We start from the raw sequence: 20,587 nt of genomic DNA on the forward strand, positions 1-20,587 counted from the left end.
CAGTCCTATTATTTGATTAAGCCACACGCTTTAGCGTCAGACAGGAGTGATTCACGAAATTCAGGATGGGCGATGTTGATAAGAGCCAAAACGCGCTCTGGTGTGTTTAAGGCACGTAAATCCGCGGCGCCGAATTCAGTCGCTACCACTTGAACATCATTTCGTAGGGTGGTGACAGGTGTGCCAGCAGGAAGAGCTGTTCGAATCGTCGATTCTAAACCTTGCTTGCCTTTGTGGGTCGATGCCAGTGCTAGAATGCTGATGCCGCCTTTAGACATGCGCGCTCCACGCACGAAGTCGACTTGACCACCAGAGCCAGATATTTGAGAGTGACCAACACCTTCTGAGGCGACTTGACCAACTAAATCAACCATCACGCAGGTATTGATTGAGGCAAAGTTATCGTTTTTAGCAATGATGTTAGGATTGACCACATCGGTGACACAACCCATCTCTATTTGGGGGTTACCATCAATGTAATCGATGAGATCTTGTGACCCTGCCGCAAAGGCTGTCACAATTTTATTTGGCTTGTAGTTCTTGCTTGCACAGCTTACCGCGCCCGCTTTACATAGCTCCATCATTGACTCAGTAAACATTTCGGTATGAATACCTAGATTAGCGTGACCTTTCAAAGCCATACCCAATGCATTTGAGATAGTGCCGATACCGATTTGTATGGTCATGCCATCTTTAATGTAGGGGGTTACGTGCTCAGCGATGGAGATCTCTAAGTCAGAAGGCTCCGCCCCTTTAGGGCCAGCGATTGGATGGTGGCCTTCGGTTAAGAAGCTAACTTCATCAACATGAATCAAATTGTCTTTATTGGTGATTTTGGGCTGGAACTTATTCACCACAGCGATGATTTTTGTTGCGCTTTGCAAAGCGACTTTATTGCCAACGCCTCCGCATGCACCCATGCTCATGTAGCCATTTTCATCAGGTTCAGTTACTTCAACCATCATACAATTAGGTTGAATACGGTTGAAAATTTCATCGAAGTTTGAGAAATGGAAGTTGGTGACTTCAATGTTGCCATGTGCTTGAATTTTTCGCTCAAGTGGCCCCATAAACAGGCTTTTATGATGGACGATAGATTTATATTGCGGTTTTAAAAAATCGAAGGGGTGAGTCAATAGACCGGCATAAAGCTCGAAAGGCTCCAGTTTATCTAGGTGTTTATCTAATTCAAGTAAAAGCATTATTGGTGAAGATAATAAACCACCAGCCCAAACCTTATCGCCTTGCGATAACTTATTAACTGCTGAATTAAGGCTTATTGTTTTTTCACTGTAACGTTCTTGCCATTTGTTCATAATTATCATCTCTATAGTAATTAAATAACTGAATATATTAATTGTAGATTTATAAATATATTAAGTTCCTAATGTAGGGTAGAGACTTTCCATGTCTTCTCTTTCTAAATTACATGGATACGAATGTCGATACTTGGCTTAATAGGTCAGTAATTTAACTAAACTAGACAATGTTTTTTTCTATGGATTAGATCACAAAACACTCAAGTAAAACTGGTTGTATATTCGTGGTTTATTTGTCGTGAAAATAACTATATTTCTTTGGCACTTTAGGACATTCGTTATACTTATTTGGTCACAAAAATAGAAATTCGATCAGCGTCAATAATTGATATTTTTATCGATTTAGACTGGCCTCAAATTCAATTGAGGATTAATGATGAGACGACTTAAGAAGTGCATGTACCCAATAGTGTGTGTGGCAGTGCTACCGTTGAGTGCATATGCACAAGAGACAACAGAAGTTGACCCTGGAGATATGACAAAAGTCTATACCCAAGTGGGAGCATCCATTGATAGTGATAGCAACATAAAACTGTTGGGCTCAATTTCAGGCACGTATGACAATAATGATAGCTTCCTTCTCTATGGTGAAGTTACCTTTGGTGATGCGGGTTTCGATGATGAAGATTACGGTGTTGGCTACAATAACGGGCGCTTGCAATATTTTCATGTGATGGACAGTGGGGTGACAAGCTTTCCTAAAGTTGGTTTTTCCGTTGATCTTATTCATAGCGCTCTTCCTCAAGTCAATAATGAAGATGATATGACGCTCGCCTCGTTCGGTGTAGTGGGTATGGTAAACCCAATGTATACCGAGAAGTTTATGGCATTCCCAAATATCGCTTATACAAAAGGAAAAATGTATGGCGAAGATGTTGATGGGTATTTAGCTACGCTATTCTTAACACGTCGTATTTCCGAAAATAGAAGCTATATTGGCTTCTTCCCTGAATATATGTCTATTTCTGGTGATGATATTGAGCGTGAAAGCGCTAAATTAAAGTTCCAAATCGGCACACCTATTACTGATAGCCAGAGACTTTGGATGATGACAACGTATGAGCATCAGGAATCAAAATTAAATTATTTAAATATAAATCAAGGGTGGGTCAACTCTTCACGCATAGAACTTGGATTTAAATATTACATCTAATGTTGTCAAATTATTAATATAACCAACAAAAATAGGTATCCGCATGAAAAAATCAATTATTGGTTCCGCTTTACTTGGTGCTCTAATTTCTTCAGGGTCAGTACTGGCTTGTTCAAATGTATTTTGGGATAGCCCAGAAGGTGTTGTTTTAACACGGACAATGGACTGGATGGAATCAACGCAACCATTACTATTGACCGTAAGGGAAGGAGAGAAGAGATACTTCCATGGTAGTGAGTCTGAAAACTCATACACGGTAAAACATAACTTCTTGGCTGTTGCTGGCTATGGAAAATTAGTGGGTGAAGGGGTGAATGAAGAAGGACTTCATAGCAGTTTACAGTATTACCAAGATATGAGTGCAGAGAAGGCATCTGAAACTCAAATCAGCCAGAACGAATACGTCGCTTACATTCTTGCTAATTACGCATCGGTACAAGAAGTACTCGATAACGTCGAAAGTATTGATTTCGGTCTGACAACCATTCCTACGATGGCAGAGCCTCCGCTTTGGCACTATATCGTTTCAGACAAATCCGGTGACCGTGCTGTTATTCAATACGATAAGGATGGCATCAAGATTCACCGAGGTGAAGATGCTCGAGTTGTTACTAACACTAGCCAAGCCGGTTTACTTGAATCGTGGAATAAAAAAGAAAAAGAGCTAAAAGACTCTGGTGGGTATAACAGCACTTTTGCTCTAGGGGCGGGTAACACGGAATCAGAGCAAAGATTCCTTTACGCGAATTACTACGTGTCTCAACTAGAGACGGCTACCTCACCGTTAAATGCAATGATGGCAGTAGAAGGAACGGCGTTTAAGGTGCCTCAACAGGCGGCGTATAAGCCGGGTACTGTACTAGCGACTTATGCTACGGAATACACAATTACTTATAATCTTAACTCTGGTGATGTGGTGTTCAAATACAGCGGAGAGAATTGGTCTCAAGAGCAGTGGAACTACAAAACGATCCTAGCGTCTGATGTCGATTTAGCTAAGCCGCTTTATTTGTAATAAAGAGATGTAAAAAGGTGAGTCGTAGAAAGGAAGCGTAAGAAAAAAGAGCAAGGATAGCAGGTAAGCTTTTTAGCGTAGTTAGCGTCGAAAGGCAGATCTGTGGATAGTCGAAGTAGAGTCTATTCACAGATTCGCTTTTTGGAGTTTGTTTTTCAAATAAAGTTTTTTATCATCAAAGGGCTCTTTTATTAAGGTGTTATTTGTATGAACAGTTCGATTCCTCCTTCCTTGTCGGTACACAAAGGGTGGTTAACGCTCATTGCTAAAGGGTCCAAGGAGTGCGGCCTAAATATACATGATCACTTTCCTGGCAGTTTTAATAAAAGTCTTCGTCATAACGTGTTGGATATGCGCAATACTCTTCAGCACATGCATGCAAGTCAATCGGGTGATCTCGTTTGTCTCAAAAGCGCCAAATATGTCGACCCTTTAACTTTCGGTTCGTATTCTTTAACACTTTGGACTGCCCCTGACCTAAAAACACTACTTAAATATGCTTGCGATTATTGCGCAGTGCTAGGAGCGCCAGTACGCCTTAATTACCACGAAAGTCAGATAGGGGATGCCGAACTCTGGTTGTCCAATAATGAACCGAAAAACAAAGAATCCCATGTGACCTATTTAGGGATCACCTTATATTTGGCAACGTTGGCCACGATGATTCAGGCGATTGTTGGAGACGAGTCGTTAAAGGTTCATTTCAAGCTAGTCGATTTCCCATATTCGGAAAGCAAAAAGTCTCTGATCGAGCAGCATTTAAACTGCATTATTTCTGAAGGCAGCCCAATTAGAAAGCTCTGTATTGAGCGAAAGTATCTTCACTTACCTTTACCAGGTTATGACCAAGAGATACATTTTAATGCGAAGAATATCTTAAGAAGAGAGGCTGCTGAGCTAGAGAAGAATGACATCGTCTTACAAGTTTACAATACGCTCAATCAGTTCAAAAACTTAGAAAATATGTCGGGTGAAAAAGTAGCAGGGGCGATGCTACTTAATATCAGAACCTTGAACCGAAGGCTGGCAGAGGTAAATACGAGTTATCGTGGTGTATTAGAAAAATACAAGCTTGAACGTGCACTTCATTTACTGGAAAACCCGGCCATCAATATGACCGAAATTGCTTTTCAACTTGGATTCTCTGATCTCAGTACTTTTTCTCGCGCCTTTAAACGCTGGACCGGAAAAAGCCCAACTAAGATTATTCAATGAGACCAAGTTGTACGACTATAGTTACTAAAAGGTTATGTAATTCAATGGCTTTTGGTCTTGCCTCTGACTGGGCTAATGATCTAAATCAAAGCAATGTGTATCGTGACATTTTGGCCAAACCTATGTCCTATAGAGCCAAACTTGAATGCTGAAATATTGATTAAATAGCTCCAGATTCTGCAAATCTACGATATTTGCATTTAATTTACTGGAGCAATATTGATGCTAAAAACAAATCACAAAACCTTATTTGAACCCATGCATATCGGTAAAGTGAAACTTAAAAACCGATACTCAATGGCACCAATGGGGACGCTCGGCTGTGTTGACGCTGATGGAGCCTATAACAGTCGCGGCGTTGAGTATTACGCAGCGCGTGCCCGTGGCGGTGTAGGCCTTATTATCACGGGTGTGCAGATGGTTGAGAATGAACTTGAACAGTTCCCTATGCCCTCACTCCCTTGTCCAACCAATCACCCAACAGCCTACATCCGAAGTGCTAAAGAGATGACTGAACGTGTTCATACATACGGTACGAAAATCTTTGCCCAGTTAACCGCAGGGTGGGGCCGTTCATGTATTCCTGGTTTTACTCCTGTAGATAAATCGATCGCCCCTTCTGAAGCACCCAACCGTTTTGACCCTTCGATTACCCATCGTGAATTGACCACGGAAGAAGTGCAGTATTTTATCAGCAAGTTTGTTGAGTCGGCCGCCATTGCGCAGAAATCTGGTTTTGATGGGGTTGAAATACACGCAGTACATGAAGGTTACCTACTTGACCAGTTCACCATGAAGTTCTTTAACCAAAGAACGGATCAATACGGTGGCAGTTTTGAGAATCGCTACCGTTTTGCGGTTGAAATCGTTCAAGGCATTAAAGCGGTATGTGGTAAAGACTTTCCTGTATCACTGCGTTACTCAGTTAAAAGTAATATGAAAGGTTTCGGCCAAGGCATATTGCCTAATGAAGTCGCTGAAGAAGTTGGCAGGGATATGGAAGAGGGCCTAGAAGCTGCTACATATTTACAAAATGCAGGTTACGATGCGTTAAATGTGGATGCTGGAACCTATGACTCATGGTACTGGAATCACCCACCAAACTATTTTGAGCCAGGTATGTATCAACCATACTGTAAAGCGGTATCTGAAGTTGTAGATATACCTGTATTAATGTCAGGAAGAATGGAGAATCCTGATCTCGCAGCACATGCAGTCGAAAACGGCATTGCTGATGGTATTAGTATGGGACGTCCATTGTTGGCAGATCCTGATGTAGTGAATAAAATTCGTCGTGGCCGCTTTGATGAAGTGCGCCCATGCCTTTCTTGTCACTTAGGCTGCTTGGGCAGAATGGCTGAGATAGGTAATCTTTCATGTGCGGTTAACCCAAGTTGTGGACGTGAAGAAGAATTCAAACTTACGCCCGCCTACAAACATAAGAAAGTCGTCGTGGTTGGTGGTGGTGTTGCTGGTATGGAAGCCGCTCGTATTGCTGCGGATCGAGGCCATAGCGTTACGTTACTAGAAAAGTCTTCTGCACTAGGTGGTAATGTTATCCCAGGTTCTCAGCCGGAATTTAAGCACGATGATAAGCTTCTTATTCAATGGTTTGAAGGTGAAATGACGCGCAAGAACGTTGATGTTCGTTTTAATACCGAAGCGAATAAAACAACGATCGAAGATCTACAGCCAGACAGTGTTATTTTCGCGACAGGTTCACGTCCGTTAGATCTAAATTGGCTTGAAGGTAAAGATCTTAAGCATGTGATGACAGCAGAGAAACTGTTGATGTCACCTGATCTTATCTCAGGTGAAAACGTGTCGATTGTTGGTGGTGGTCTTGTTGGTGCAGAAGCGGCGCTTTGGATGGCGCAAAAGGGCAAACAAGTAACATTGATTGAAGCTGATGACGATATTATTGGTGGCCCACACGGGACATGCTTTGCAAACTATCAGATGTTGAAAGAGTTGCTGGTTCAAGAAGAAGTGACCACCTTGACGTCTACAAGGTTAGTTAAGGTAACGCCAAACGGTATTGAGGTGAAGCTAGAAAGCTCGGAGCTAAACCTAATTCAAGCCGACCATGTCATCTTAGCTTTGGGCTATAAAGCGGAAGACCATTTGCACGAAGCGTTGGCTAATGAATTGGATGTTGATGAAGTCTTTAATATTGGCGATAGCCAACAAGCAAGAACCATCATGACCGCGATTTGGGATGGCTATGAAGTAGCTCGTCACCTTTAGATTTAACTAACGACTCGCTCTAATACCGCCGACTTAAACAGTCGGCGTTTTATTTTAAAGATTATTATACTGGTAAGCACTCTTACTGAGTGCTCACTATCTCCGCTATCTTGACCGTCAATCACCGCTTGGCTGTAGATCAAGGCCGAATAATTGACTGGAGAATAGACTGCTATACTTGAGAAAATCCATCGTTTAGCCGTACCGATGAAAATTCCCTTAATATTGCTTCTGTACTTACTCCTACCATTACATGTCATGGCGACAGAGATCGCGCTGTTTGTTCCTCGTAACGAGACCCTTGCATGGCAATCTCAGATCAAATTTGCTCAGGCAGCGGCCAATGATCTCGGTATCACGTTGCGAGTTTATAACGCAAATAACCAGTCAAAAACGATGCTAAGTCAGGTAAACGAAGCTTGTAAACAAGGGGTCGATGGGATTTTGTTTATGAACTACGAGCAGATTGGTGAAAAAATATTATCAATAACCGAGCGCTATAGAACCCCTGCAATTTTGTACAACACAGGCTTTATTTCCGATGACTTAGTCCCTAGAACGAAGTATAAATTTTGGATAGGAAGTATTACTCCTGACGATCAAAAAGCAGGTGCGTTGCTGGCTGAACAACTTCTCATTAGTGCGGATGAGGAGGAGCTTAAAGAAGTGAATATGCTGGTCATAAATGGCAATCAAAAAGAGCTTTCTGCACAACAGCGTAATCAAGGCCTTTACCAAATAATAAAGCACCATCCAAAAGTTTCGGTTATTGCTGAAGGTGATACTGGGACAAGTTGGAGCCGGATTGAGGCGAAAAATCAGTTTAAGAAACATTTCAAACAACACCCGGAAATTAATGTTATTTGGGCTGCTTCAGACGAACTTGCTTTAGGCGCTAGGGATGCAATGGCTGAGCTTTCCTTGCCAATGGATAGCGTCATTGTGGGTGGTATTGATTGGTTGCCGGAAGCGCTTGAAATTGTCAAAGGGCCATTACCTTATGTCTCTGTCGGTGGCCATTTTACCGAATCAGCTTGGGGATTAATCCTGTTAAAAGATTACCTTGCTGGTAATGATTTTGCTGCTGAGTCGAGCCAGTTTCATACCCGGATGTATGCAATTAATTGGAACAACATAAATACATTCGACAGCTTTATTAGTGATAATTGGCAACTCATCGATTTTAAAGCACTCTCAAAAGAACACGATAACGAAAAGCTATACAATTTCAGCATCAAGCATCTACTTGATACCTACTATCAAAATACCAAAGAACTTGAACTGACCGATGAAGAAACGGATTGGTTGAAACAGCACAAGACTCTTCGGTTGGCCATTGATATCGACTGGCCCCCGTTTGAATACGTTAACAAAGAGGAGAGATACCAAGGTATCGCAGCTGATTATATAAATCTGATTGGTGAGCGCTTGGATGTAAAACTGATCCCAAGTATAAATATGAGCTGGGCGGAAGTGGTCAACGCTGCTAAGCGGCGAGAGCTGGATATCTACCCTGCGTTAGCGATTACTGATGGCCGGAAAAGTTATTTGAACTTCACTCAGCCCTATCTTAGTTTTCCAATGATGATCATCACCAATCAAGATATCCCTTATGTCGCCGACATTAACGCATTGAATGACGCAGAAGTAGCGGTTGTTAAGGGATATGCCTCTCATGAGCTGCTCCTTGAGCATCATCCAGGAATCAAGCTGTTTGAAGCTGATAATATCTCTGATGCATTGAAAGCGGTCTCTTCAGGTAAGGTTACTGCATATATTGGCAATATTGCGACGGCCAATTATGTGATGACGCGTGAGGGCTTTACCAATCTGAAAGTTTCTGGTGTTACTCCATATCGTTTTGAGCTGAGTATGGCGGTTCGAAGTGATTGGCCAATCTTACAACGCATCTTGCAAAAGGCGCTCGACTCAATTTCAGAAGCGGAGAAGAAGGCGATCTATTCTCGATGGGTGACGGTTCGTTATGAGCACGGTGTTGATTACAGTCTTGTTTGGACGGTTGTGGTTGTATCGTTACTGGTTTTAATGCTGCTCAGTTACTGGACTCGGAAGCTCTCAAGCCTGAACCACAAGTTGAACAACGAAGTTATGGAGCGAAAAGAGATTGAGCAACAATTGCGGCAGGAAAAAAAGAAGATTGAAAAACTTGCCATCACTGATTCTCTGACTGGACTATTTAATCGTCGCCATTACAACGAAGCATTACCTTCTGAGATTCACAGAGCGAAACGAAGTGAGGAATGGCTCAGCTTTGTGATTCTAGATATCGACTATTTTAAGCAGTACAACGACAACTATGGCCACCATAATGGTGATCACCAACTGATCTCGCTTGCTAATGTCTTGATGGAAAAATGTCACCGAGCATCAGATTTCTGCTTTCGATTGGGGGGCGAGGAGTTCGGGATTATCTTTTCAGGTCTATCTCCTGAAGAGGCTGAAACCTTTGTTGAAGGGATTAGACAAGCCATTGAGGCATTACAGCTTGAACACAAATATAGCAATGCAGCATCCGTGCTGACAGCATCATTTGGCCTTGTGACCTCTAAAGCGCCAAAACAAAAGATGGAGGAACTGTATGAGGCAGCAGATGCAGCGTTATACAGGGCCAAAGATACTGGGCGTAATCGAGTTGAAAGCTTAGTACTCTGATTGGTGTTGTTAACGGGCTTAGGGCTTCTGTATTCGAAGGACGACTCTGACGGGTTCTACTCTAATAACTCACATGACAGCGTATAACCTGCGCCTCGCCACTTACCTAAATGCAACTTTATAGTGCATATAAGCCTGCAATGAGCCCTCCTTTGGTTCAATCTTAATTAATCTGTTAAAAATATCTTTATATTACAGTCTGTTAATCATTGGAACGATATTTGTACTGCATTACTTCATAGGATTTAATGATTAAATTCGTAATGGACGTAGTTAGGGAGTGATGGATATGAAAGAGACGTTGACGGTAGTACTCGCCGGAGGAATGGGGTCACGCCTATCGCCACTGACGGATAATCGAGCTAAGCCCGCTGTGCCTTTTGGGGGGAAGTTTCGAATCATTGATTTTACACTCGCCAACTGCCTTCATTCCGGGCTACGACGAATCCTAGTGCTGACGCAATATAAATCACATTCACTCCAGAAACACTTACGGGACGGGTGGTCAGTGTTTAACCCTGAGCTTGGAGAGTACATTACGGTCGTTCCACCACAGATGCGTAAAGGTGATAAATGGTACAGCGGAACGGCTGATGCTATTTACCAAAATTTATGGTTACTATCGCGAAGTGAAGCGAAATACATTGTCGTACTGTCAGGCGATCATATCTATCGAATGGATTATGACCCAATGTTAGAGCAACACAAAAAGAGCGGTGCAGATCTGACGATTGCTTGCATGAACGTTCCGGTACAAGAGGCAACAGAGTTTGGAGTTATGGCCATTGATGAACAAAAGAAAATTGTCTCTTTTGAAGAAAAACCAGAAACCCCGGCTTCACTTCCCGATGACCCCGACCATAGCCTAGCTTCTATGGGTATTTATATTTTCACCTCTGAAGCACTTATTGATGCGCTAGAAAATGATGCAAAAACTACGGGTTCAAGTAACGATTTCGGTAAAGATATCATTCCAAAACTGATTGATAAGGGGAAGGTATTTGCCCACAAATTTGGTGGTGATGATGGGCGAGTTACGAAAGATGCTTATTGGCGAGATGTCGGTACCATCGACTCATTTTATCAAGCCAATATGGATCTTTTAACGCCCGTTCCGCCTATGGACTTGTACCAAAAGGACTGGACTATACGTACGTACGAGCGTCAATTACCTCCAGCAAGAACGACATCCTCAGCAACAGGCAATGAAGGCATCTTTATTAACTCACTGATCTCAAGTGGCGTGGTTAACTTTGGAGGGGCGGTTCAAAACTCCGTGCTCTCATCAAATGTTAAGATTAACGATGGTGCGACTGTCGCTGACAGTATTCTCTTTGATTACGTTGAAGTTGGAGAAAGCTGCCAATTAAAAAACTGCATTATCGATAAACATGTCAAAATCCCTTCTGGTACGGAAATAGGGATTAACCCGGCAGAAGATGCCAAAAAATTCACGATCTCTGAAAGAGGAACCGTCGTGGTACCGGAAAGCTATGTGTTTGAGTAACCATAATCAAAAGAGTTAACGGGAATTCTAGGCTGCAATATCGTTCAATACTGTAAATCCGTCATCATTTATCTTGTCTGCATAAAAGGAGAATGATGATATGAACAGTTTGTTTTTTGCCATGGTGGTGTTTGCATTTGTAGGTGCTGTTACGCCCGGTCCTGTTAACTTATTGGCGACAAGTACTGCAGTGAATAGTGGTATGAGAGAGGCGTTAAAGCATGTGACAGGCGCTTCAATTGCTTATGCTTTAGTGGTTTTTTTTTCCGGTAGCCTGCTGCAGAGTATGGCCAAATTATTGCCTAAGTTGGAGCTTGTTATGCAGCTGGTTGGTAGTGCTTTTCTTCTCTATCTTGCTTATCGAATATACACAGCGCCCACTGCCTCAATTGAAACTCAAACCAGTAACGGCATGAGTTGGTGGGTTGGCGCATTGACTCAACTACTAAATCCTAAGGCTTGGCTCGTAGCCATGTCAGGGGTAAGTTTGTACGTGATAGGGCAAGACAGCCCCCAGCAGTCGCTGGTTTTATTTACTTCGGTTTCACTCGTTGTTTGCTTTATTGGTGTTGGAGTTTGGGCAGTGATCGGGCAACTATTAGCCAAAAAACTTGAAAATCCAGTAAAACAGCGTCAGTTTAATAGAGTGATGGCGGTGATGCTTGGAGTGTCGGTGAGCTTGATCTGGGTTTAATTTTTGTTTATTAATCGAATTACTTAGGGATGGGTGATGAAAAAGGATAACAGCGCGAGCTTTAAGCAGAGTACGTTGATCCCTTGGATAGAGCTCAGAGTTGCCGATCGTAGCACTGCTTGTTATCAAGCTCACTCCCATGATGAGTTTTCTTTTGGTCTGATACAGCAAGGTCGTGCTGCTTATCAAAATCGTGGTTCAACCCACCAGATCGGAGCCGGCGATATCGTAACAATCAATCCTGCTGATGTGCATTCATGTAACCCAGAAGCAGGAACATGGTCTTATAGCATGCTGTTTGTCGATACCTTGAAAATGGGTGAGTTTCAAAAAGAGGTATTAGGCTATGACCGAAAAATGCCGCTGGCAGATTACACACCATTTCTTCATGATCTAGAGCGCAGTCATGAAGTGGCTGCCAAATTTCAAACACTATTTGGCTCATTGCAGTCAGAGTCTAGCCCATTACAAGCACAGGCATGCTTGTATGATTTTATTGAGGCAAGTTTAGGTAAGGCATCCGCTCAATCTAAGAGAGAGCAGCAGCACCCTCATCTTAACCGTGTTCGCGAGAAACTCTTGGATGGTATCGATCATGTGATTCAGTTAGAAGAGCTAGCGGAAGAAGTGGGTTTAAGCCGTTATCAGTTATTGAGAGCATTTAAAAACCAATATGGTTTACCCCCTCATGCGTATTTGATGGACGAGAAAATCAAGCGTTCTAAACGTATGCTGAAAACAGGACAAGATATCTCTGAAGTCGCCTATCAATTGGGATTCTCCGATCAAGCCCATTTTCAACGCCAGTTTAAGAAAAAACTCGCGGTGACACCGAAGTTCTATCAATCTCACTTTATTACACCGAACACAGTCATCAACAAATAACACTGAGCTATACGCTTTTATCTCGATATTCAGCTCCTACAAAAAGTAACTCGTTGAACCTCTTCCCCAATCCCACTTTTTATATTTGATAAGTGAATACATGCACTGAACTCTGGTGCTTTGTCTATTTTGTGAGCTATTTATAATTATCATGTTGCGATAATGTTAATATCGACAATAAGTTAACACTATTTCTCATAATTAAGACGTAGCTCACTCGACAGAAGGGATCCGATCATGTGGCTAAATTGGCTAACGAATGTTTCATTTCGAATCAAGATGTATGTGCTAGTAATGGGTATTATCGCTATTACTATTATTACCTCTTACTTAAGTGCGAATTACTTTATAGGTAAGTCGGTACACGAGATGGATTCAAAGAACCTTGATATTCAAATGTCGTTAATTAAAGACAAAATTCAAGGTGATATTGAGCAGCAAATTAGCATGGCTGAAAACCTTCAATTCAGTTTGTTAGACATTACAAGAATCGTTGAAACGACTAATTTTTATGACGTTGTTAAAGTCACCATGGGTATCTCTTTCTCTAAAGATGGCGCAGTGGATGATGAGGTTCGAGCTGAGCTATTTCAAACCATGCTAGAGGCCGCAAACGGAGAAGTACAGGTGAGTAATATCATCACTCACGATGGCAAACCTATGCTGACCGTAGTGGTTCCTAGAAGGAAAGGGCTTGGGGATATTTTCTATATCGACCTGACTCAAACTCAGAGCCTATTTGATGACTTTTCCAGTCAAGGTTTCAATTTCGTATTAAACGATGTGGCGGGAAATGAGCTTAAAAGTGGCGATCTTGTTGGTAATTTCATCGAAATTCCAGATAACTTTAACATAAAGGGTGGTCAATGGAGTTTAACTGGCTACATTGATGCGAATGTTATTCAAGAGAGCGTCTCTTCAATTAACCAACAAATTACTTTGGCTCTATTTATCTCTTCATTGGTGATTGCGCCATTGGGGATTGTTCTTATTAATGTCGCCTTTAGGCCCATTGTTTCTTTACGTCAGATCATTCTCGACCTTGCCAGTGGTGATGGCGATCTTACTCAGCGTTTGTCGGTTAAAACGAAAGGGGATCTTGGTTGGATAGCTGACGGTGTAAACCGATTTATTGAGAGTTTGCAGTTGATGATGATTGATATCAGTAAGTTTACCCAACAGACGAATGGTGAAGTGCAGACATTGCAACAGCGAGCAGAATCGAATCAAGCGTTATTGAATGAACACCAGAAAGAGACCGAGCTTGTTGTGACTGCAGTTGAAGAGATCAATGCAACGACCAGTTCTGTTGCCCAAAACGCAGCTGTTGCTGCAGAGCTGACGACTCAGGCCGCGCAAGAGGCGTCAGAAGCAAAAGAGATGGTTAACGTGGCAGTAAACAGCGTGAATGCCCTTGTTGAAGAAGTCGATAGTATGTCTCATTCGGTAATGACGATGAGTAACGACACCAAACAGATAGCCGATTCGTTGCATGTGATTGGAGAGATTGCGGCGCAGACGAATTTACTTGCGTTAAATGCAGCAATTGAAGCGGCGAGAGCAGGGGAGCAAGGCCGAGGCTTTGCGGTTGTTGCCGATGAAGTCAGAAACCTAGCGTCACGAACACAAAATAGCACCACTGAAATTGAAGAGATGCTGAATAAACTGCGACAAGCCAATGACAAGGTTGTCTCGAACATGGACATCACTAAATCCAGTTGTCATGAGACCGCAGAAAATACCAGCCAAGTTATCAACTGCCTTGATGCAGTGAATACATCTGTTTACAAAATCAGCGACTTATCAGCAGAGATCTCAGTAGCAGCTGAAGAGCAGAGTCAAGTCTCTGAGGAAGTGAGTCGTAATATGTCAGCCATTGGAAAAGTGATCCATACCATTAATAACAACGGCCTTGAAAGCGTTAAAAGCGTGACCGAGCTAAGCTTACATAACCAACAATTGGCTAGCATTGTTGGCAAATTCAAGGTTAGTTAACTACCGATATGTGCCCATAACTTGAAGTTTTGGGCACACTAGCCAAAGCTATTTTCCTATGTTAAGTTACCCGCAGGCTGATTGGACGCCTACCTCGCAAAAGCATCCGTACCAATATCAGCAACCTAATCAGTTGCACATACAATTTATTCAGTTTATACGCTGAACACCTTCTGAAACCGATAGCGAGTAGGTTCAATATAGGAGAATATTATGCGTATTGAACAAGTAAACCTTGTCGAAATATGGCTTTATGAAGCCAAGTTATTACAAAAATCAACCAAATCTGATCAGCTTTCAAGCTCTCTGCCGATTTTACGTCGACTGTTAAAACACAGTGTGCTCGTTGGGTTATCACTGCCTGAATTGCAAAAAGACGTGACCATTATTCAGCGTAAGCACTTACTTCAGCTTATCTCGATAGAGAACGGTTTTAAAAGTTGGGTCGAGTTTAAAAGTGTTCTCGAATCATCAATCAATTCTTCTGATAAGTACTTACCTCAGCGCATTAAGCTGAAGAATATTGGTTACCCTGCGCTGTGGTTTTCAACCATGGATGAAGCACAGTCATACGCCAATATTCATGGTGGCGAGGCGATATCAGTGGGTACTCAAGCGGTGATCGCGCCAAGCAATGATGAATAATTAAGGTGATAAGTAAAGAGCATGACTGATACTGAAAGTGATGCTCTTTACTTTATCTTGTATACCTATCAGGTGTACGTTAATACGAATTTTGTTTTGCTTGGCAGTTAGCACTTTCTTCAATCAGCCTAGTCGCATCAGCGTAGCTAGGGTAGTGGGAAAGAAGACGGGCAAGAGTATATATGGCCTGTTCACACTGCTGGTTCTTCAGTAGCAATTGGGCAAAATAATAACGACCATAAATATGTTCTGGGTTTAACGCTAAAAACTGCTTGATAGTTATTAACGCGCTTTCTTTATCGTTATGCCTCTGATAATACGCTTGGGAAAGGCTCAGTAGCGCTCGGTCATTACCTGGATAAATGGCTGCTGATTTTTTGAGTTTGCTGAGTTCTATATTGTACCCCGCGCTATGGTGATAGTAATGAGAGGTCAAGGTGATGATAGTGTACATAGGCACGAAGAGCATCAAATAGGAAACCCCTTTCATTAAGTTATTACTTTCTAAGGGCTCTGATTCCTTATGTCCAGTTAAGCAACTGAATAGCAGTATGGCGAAAATATAACTTAGAGGTGATAAAAACACCTGGCTCATTAATGAATGAAGTAGAAATGTCGATGTGGCTATTAATACCCAACCATGCATAGGTTTTTTCCATACGAACTTTAATGTTTGAATGACTAACCACGCATACATTAATAGAAAGAGAGTCCCACCTACCCAACCTATTTCTGTGTACATTTTAACGATGAAGTTATGCGGTGTTCTTAGAATTTGACGCTCATTGATGTAGTTAGATGCGTTTTTTTCTCCTACTTTTGCGTAGGCAGGATGGTGATACTCAAAATTATTGATTCCAACACCTAAAGGGTTGTCAATAAGCATATCCCAACTATTCATTAGCATATTTAATCTAGGTTGATAGGCACTAACCGGGCTGGTGGTGATGGTCGACAACTGTGATAGTACTTGGGTTTTGTTTTTCGGGCTTGAAACTGAGTATGTGCCCAGTATGTTGATGGCAAATAGAGAGATGCACAAACTAAGGACTATGAACAATGAAAGTTTTAGTTGGGAAGTGAAAGCGTATCGCCTCGTGTATAGACTACGAGCTAGGTAAATAGCAACCAGCGCTAAGCTTGACAAAATTAGGCCAACCATCGTGGTTCGTATATTCGAAATTTGTAATACGTAAAGTAAGACAGAGATGGCAAATAAGGTTGGTAATAGTGTGGTTTTGGGGTGTTTTTTACGAAACAGATAAAAGAATAATGCGGGTAGCCAAATATTGAAAATGTGGCCTGCGTTATTGGTAAAACCGATGGGAGTAAATGCTCCATTACTAACATGTAAGCCAATCACACGCTCTATTAGAAAAGCAATGGAAAAGACAATGCTGGATGCGACAGAGCTATGAATGAGGAGCGTTATCCGTTGGGCGTGAGTGTACGCTCTGTTGAGTATGGAGAATGAAAGGCCAAAAAGGACAAAACGTAAGACAAACTCAATGCTGGCGTATTGGTGGCTTGCCCAAAATATTGAACTCACCATTAAATACCCAACAGATATAAACAGTAGACTTACTAGGGACTGATCAATGGATAAGTATCGTCTTTGGGTAAAGATGAAAGTACAAAGAAGAATGTCGATGACTAGCCACTTTGGCACGTCATGGCTGTAATAAAATCCGCTCCAATGTAGGCTTGAAGTGACGGCAAGCACCAGAGGAAAAACCCGTAGCCAAGTGCAGTTAGTAGGCTGAGAGTAGTCAATATTCATAAAATACACTCGGTATGAGGAAGGTAGGAGGTTCTCCTCCTACCTTTAGGTTGGCTAGTGAGCGAACTCTACAACAAGTTCTAATTGATCTAACCTAAGAGAAGAGTGCACTGTACTTTCGTTATTCATGGCGAGTAGTTTAAGAATAGTACTGCCCATTACCGCGTTATTTAGAGCGTTGAGTCCATTTTGTGTCAGTGCGCCTTCAGAACCTGACTGACTAGTTGGAATGGTAGATAAAAGGCAATCTTCATCAGCTCGTACGCATGCCGAATCAAACGTTGTATACACTCCCTCTACTGTCAAAGTCTCATTTTGATTGCCGAGATAGATATGAGCATCAGCATTGCTCCATGATTTATGCACTAGCTTAGCACTAGTAATGAGCGCACCTTGCGGGACAGCACTTAAATCAAAAGCAAAGTATCCACGTGTGTTTTCACCGGTAAATGTTGGATTTCTTTCATAGTATGAATACGAATGTATGCACGCTTGTTCTTCACCAGAGCTAGGAGCGTAGGGGTCACCGTAAGGGTCTGTTATGGTCCAGCAATAACCCATTTGGCCATCATGGGTTTGTAAGGTAGAAAGGGTGATTGATTCCTGAATGATCTGGGTACTGTCAAGAACGGTTATTAAAGGAATGAGGGTCTCACCACTAGCATCATTGCTTATAAATTTAACTTTAGCACGGTCCTGAGCCCAATTGCTTCCTGTATATGTTACTGAAACCGGATTCTCATCATTCTGAGCAAGAACCATTTGAGGAGGGGTCACTTGCCAGTTTGTAGCAGTGCTTCCATCATTGTTAATTACTTTTATGCTATCTATATTTAATAATTGACTGCCTTTGTTTTTAACTTTTAAGACCGTTGGAATACTATTTTTACTTACTTTTACCGATGATCCATTGTGTTCGACACCTCTCAACTGATTATTAATTTCTGCCTTTACTGTTAGATACGCTTGTGAACCATCGAGTACAATTGTCCTTGAATAGGCTTTCCCGTACCCTGCTTTTCCTTCAGTATGCTCTAGATAAAATTGCATTGAGCTTGGTTTACTACTTAATCTATTATTAATATCTAAATCAGATTGGCTCTGTTCAGCTGATACAGTGTATGAAATAGATTCCCATTGCTCTTGAGTTGCGGTTGGCGAAAAAGGCACTTTAGTGGTAATTCTACCTAAATGATCGGCTGTGACTGTTTTTCCATAAGCAAAGTTCCCTTCCCCTTGTAGGTGGATATTAGCATAAGGTACAGCATTCCCTTCAATATCCACAACATCAAATGTCACTCGTATCCATGGGCAATAACTAGATGTAATAACACCACACGAGTAGTCAAAATTCCACCAACTAAAATGAGATACTTCACCAACATATTGACCGTCAATAAGAGTAGCAACACCATCTTCAACCCATTGGCCCGTTGATTCATCTAAGTGCCACAATGGTAAAGTTAAAGGTGCGGTATCAGGATTGGCAATAGACATACGAATTGTGGCTTTTTTATCATTAGCTAGTTTGATTAGATTACCACTGCCGTCGGATAGTTGCGCAGCAATGACACCGAAGGAAATAATATCAACTTCTTGTGGATCTCCTTGATCGTCAATCGTAATTCCGGTAAACCCTCCCGGGAAAGCGTCAAGGAAACTAGAATCTGATGGATTTAAAGCGATATGCGCAACTTGTACGTTTCCGGTGTACAGGCTGCCATCTTCCAAGACGAAAGCATTGTTTGGGAATTCGATAGTCGCAGTCTTTTTAGGGTAATCGATGTCGGAAGTTATTATTCCACCAGAGGTGCCATTAACTGTAGAATAGTCAGCAATAAACAGTCGTATGATTTCTTTATTTGTGGAACGATTAGATGCAATCTGAACCTGTTCTATGAAAGAGAGATAGCCATTGCGTGAGACCTCAAGTGTGTACTTACCTGATGGAATCGCTTCTATCTTGAATTCCCCAGTGTCTTGGTTGCCAAAGTTACTTGCATCGTAGTGCAATTCATTACCTTGTTCATTAGTAAGAGTAACTAAATAGTCATTTATTGGGGAGTTAGTATGTTTATATTTCACAAACCCAGTTAGTGAGCCTTGCTCAACGACGATAGTTTGATCACCTGTTACTTCAAATTCATAACTTGCCGAGCCACTGCGTTCTCCTAATAAATTGAAAGCGACAACATCAAGTCGATAGTGACCGGATATGTATTTGCCGTTAAAAGTTGTAGTAAGTGGAGATGTTGCGGTATTTACAGTAAACGAAGAGCCAAACTCAACGAGTTGACCATTTAGATACCAAGTTCGAATGATATTGCCATAGCTATCATCGCCTTCTGGTACATCTGCGGTGACGGTGAACTCTGTTCCGGAATCATAAGCAAATTGTGTTGGATGACTATCAGGGTTTGCGATATTGATAGGCAATTTATTGTTGAGGTTGAGTTCAATACCAAGGTCAATTGAACCGATACCTTTTACGCCTTTTAGCGTTTGGTTTACGACGGTCGGTTGTCCTGCAATGATTCTTATTGTCTCTGCAAATCCACTCGATAGGTGAACTTTAGCGTCTGAGTTATTGCCATCGTGTATAGTAAATACTAGTGCGTAGTATCCAGAATCAATGCTGTTATCAAGACTAAATCTAGTCACATAGTTATCAGCATCATAATCGGACACTGCAATAGATATTCCATTAACTTCCTCACCATCATTGTTCTTTAGTTCAATGGTAGGGGTTGGAGAAAGTGCAATGTTTTTGGGCCAAATAACTTCAAACTCAAATGTCCCTTTTCCTTCTTCCATTGTCAGTTCAACTATAGACGGTGTGGTCTGGTCGGCATTTACCGTCATGGTCTTCTGGCCACGTGCGAACTCATTACCATTCTTATCTCTTGCAGTTACGGTGACATTCCATGGGCCAATAGCTAGCCCTTGTACACTTCTTGCCCCTCGGTCGTTAGTTGCGAATTCGAAAGTCTCGCCATCAGGCCCAGAGCCCTGAACCAAAAAACTATCGGCTTCTAAGTCCAGCGTAGGCTCATTTGTTGTGTGGCTGTATGGTGAAAGTTCGGTATTATAGTTTGAAATATTTGAATCGGAAAAAGTTGTCGTATTTTGCTTATTGCTTCTATTTAATAATGTAGAGTGTGTAGAATCTGATTTAAATTGTGATGCGTTAGTCTCATCTTGTAAGATTATATCTAGTGTCCCCGTTCTTCCTGAGTTGCTACTTACACCAGAGTTATCTCCATCGCTTCCGCCATTACATCCTGTAATGATTACAGAAAATAGCAATATATAGATGTAATATAATCGTTTGCTTATATTCATTTGTCTACTCTCCAATTGAGTTGTTTTCATTATTTGTTGGTTTTTGTTGTTGAGCGTAATAAATGTATTTGATCTATTTGATTGCGTTTGTCTGTATTTACACTTTGTTACTTAAAG

General features: G+C 41.7%; 13 protein-coding genes. 10 read left to right on the forward strand and 3 right to left on the reverse strand.

Annotated elements, in window-relative coordinates; genetic code table 11:
- Positions 1 to 8: 8 nt before the first annotated feature.
- Positions 9 to 1,316, reverse strand: a complete 1,308-nt coding sequence (locus tag L4D20_RS00165; RefSeq protein WP_428799541.1) for an acetyl-CoA hydrolase/transferase family protein — start codon at positions 1,314 to 1,316, stop codon at positions 9 to 11.
- Positions 1,317 to 1,692: 376 nt separating this feature from the next.
- Between L4D20_RS00165 and L4D20_RS00170 the strand changes: the two genes are divergently transcribed.
- From L4D20_RS00170 to L4D20_RS00215, 10 genes are all read left to right on the forward strand, one after another.
- On the forward strand, positions 1,693 to 2,472 hold the full coding sequence (locus L4D20_RS00170) for a hypothetical protein (RefSeq protein ID WP_428799542.1): 780 nt from the start codon (positions 1,693 to 1,695) through the stop codon (positions 2,470 to 2,472).
- Positions 2,473 to 2,515: 43 nt separating this feature from the next.
- On the forward strand, positions 2,516 to 3,487 hold the full coding sequence (locus L4D20_RS00175) for a linear amide C-N hydrolase (RefSeq protein WP_428799543.1): 972 nt from the start codon (positions 2,516 to 2,518) through the stop codon (positions 3,485 to 3,487).
- A gap of 207 nt (positions 3,488 to 3,694) precedes the next feature.
- On the forward strand, positions 3,695 to 4,702 hold the full coding sequence (locus tag L4D20_RS00180) for a helix-turn-helix domain-containing protein (RefSeq protein ID WP_428799544.1): 1,008 nt from the start codon (positions 3,695 to 3,697) through the stop codon (positions 4,700 to 4,702).
- A 222-nt stretch (positions 4,703 to 4,924) separates the two neighbouring features.
- On the forward strand, positions 4,925 to 6,949 hold the full coding sequence (locus tag L4D20_RS00185; protein ID WP_428799545.1) for an oxidoreductase: 2,025 nt from the start codon (positions 4,925 to 4,927) through the stop codon (positions 6,947 to 6,949).
- A 207-nt stretch (positions 6,950 to 7,156) separates the two neighbouring features.
- A complete protein-coding gene (locus tag L4D20_RS00190; RefSeq protein ID WP_428799546.1) occupies positions 7,157 to 9,622 on the forward strand; it encodes a diguanylate cyclase in 2,466 nt (821 codons plus the stop codon).
- A gap of 289 nt (positions 9,623 to 9,911) precedes the next feature.
- The gene (gene glgC / locus L4D20_RS00195; protein WP_428799547.1) at positions 9,912 to 11,129 is read left to right on the forward strand and encodes a glucose-1-phosphate adenylyltransferase; all 1,218 of its coding nucleotides are present in this window, start codon (positions 9,912 to 9,914) and stop codon (positions 11,127 to 11,129) included.
- A gap of 100 nt (positions 11,130 to 11,229) precedes the next feature.
- Positions 11,230 to 11,823: a LysE family translocator gene (locus L4D20_RS00200; RefSeq protein WP_428799548.1), complete on the forward strand. Its 594-nt coding sequence runs from the start codon at positions 11,230 to 11,232 to the stop codon at positions 11,821 to 11,823.
- A 36-nt stretch (positions 11,824 to 11,859) separates the two neighbouring features.
- Positions 11,860 to 12,708 (forward strand): AraC family transcriptional regulator, encoded by an 849-nt coding sequence (locus L4D20_RS00205; RefSeq protein ID WP_428799549.1) that lies wholly within the window; start codon positions 11,860 to 11,862, stop codon positions 12,706 to 12,708.
- Positions 12,709 to 12,945: 237 nt separating this feature from the next.
- A complete protein-coding gene (locus L4D20_RS00210; RefSeq protein ID WP_428799550.1) occupies positions 12,946 to 14,703 on the forward strand; it encodes a methyl-accepting chemotaxis protein in 1,758 nt (585 codons plus the stop codon).
- A 213-nt stretch (positions 14,704 to 14,916) separates the two neighbouring features.
- On the forward strand, positions 14,917 to 15,348 hold the full coding sequence (locus tag L4D20_RS00215) for a hypothetical protein (protein WP_428799551.1): 432 nt from the start codon (positions 14,917 to 14,919) through the stop codon (positions 15,346 to 15,348).
- A gap of 79 nt (positions 15,349 to 15,427) precedes the next feature.
- Here L4D20_RS00215 and L4D20_RS00220 read toward each other — a convergent pair whose 3' ends face one another.
- Together L4D20_RS00220 and L4D20_RS00225 are read right to left on the reverse strand one after the other, a co-directional pair.
- Entirely contained in the window at positions 15,428 to 17,128 is a 1,701-nt protein-coding gene (locus L4D20_RS00220) for an O-antigen ligase family protein (protein WP_428799552.1), read from the reverse strand.
- A 54-nt stretch (positions 17,129 to 17,182) separates the two neighbouring features.
- Positions 17,183 to 20,470, reverse strand: coding sequence for a carboxypeptidase regulatory-like domain-containing protein (locus L4D20_RS00225; RefSeq protein WP_428799553.1), 3,288 nt, complete (start codon positions 20,468 to 20,470; stop codon positions 17,183 to 17,185).
- Between the last annotated feature and the right edge of the window lie 117 nt (positions 20,471 to 20,587).

The sequence above is a fragment of the Vibrio kyushuensis genome (genome assembly GCF_050337325.1).
Lineage (GTDB): Bacteria > Pseudomonadota > Gammaproteobacteria > Enterobacterales > Vibrionaceae > Vibrio > Vibrio kyushuensis.

Coding starts and splice junctions, on each gene's coding strand:
- L4D20_RS00165 (WP_428799541.1), bottom strand. CDS start 1,316: ATGAACAAATGGCAAGAACGTTACAGTGAAAAAACAATAAGCCTTAAT.
- L4D20_RS00170 (WP_428799542.1), top strand. CDS start 1,693: ATGATGAGACGACTTAAGAAGTGCATGTACCCAATAGTGTGTGTGGCA.
- L4D20_RS00175 (WP_428799543.1), top strand. CDS start 2,516: ATGAAAAAATCAATTATTGGTTCCGCTTTACTTGGTGCTCTAATTTCT.
- L4D20_RS00180 (WP_428799544.1), top strand. CDS start 3,695: ATGAACAGTTCGATTCCTCCTTCCTTGTCGGTACACAAAGGGTGGTTA.
- L4D20_RS00185 (WP_428799545.1), top strand. CDS start 4,925: ATGCTAAAAACAAATCACAAAACCTTATTTGAACCCATGCATATCGGT.
- L4D20_RS00190 (WP_428799546.1), top strand. CDS start 7,157: ATGAAAATTCCCTTAATATTGCTTCTGTACTTACTCCTACCATTACAT.
- glgC (WP_428799547.1), top strand. CDS start 9,912: ATGAAAGAGACGTTGACGGTAGTACTCGCCGGAGGAATGGGGTCACGC.
- L4D20_RS00200 (WP_428799548.1), top strand. CDS start 11,230: ATGAACAGTTTGTTTTTTGCCATGGTGGTGTTTGCATTTGTAGGTGCT.
- L4D20_RS00205 (WP_428799549.1), top strand. CDS start 11,860: ATGAAAAAGGATAACAGCGCGAGCTTTAAGCAGAGTACGTTGATCCCT.
- L4D20_RS00210 (WP_428799550.1), top strand. CDS start 12,946: ATGTGGCTAAATTGGCTAACGAATGTTTCATTTCGAATCAAGATGTAT.
- L4D20_RS00215 (WP_428799551.1), top strand. CDS start 14,917: ATGCGTATTGAACAAGTAAACCTTGTCGAAATATGGCTTTATGAAGCC.
- L4D20_RS00220 (WP_428799552.1), bottom strand. CDS start 17,128: ATGAATATTGACTACTCTCAGCCTACTAACTGCACTTGGCTACGGGTT.
- L4D20_RS00225 (WP_428799553.1), bottom strand. CDS start 20,470: ATGAATATAAGCAAACGATTATATTACATCTATATATTGCTATTTTCT.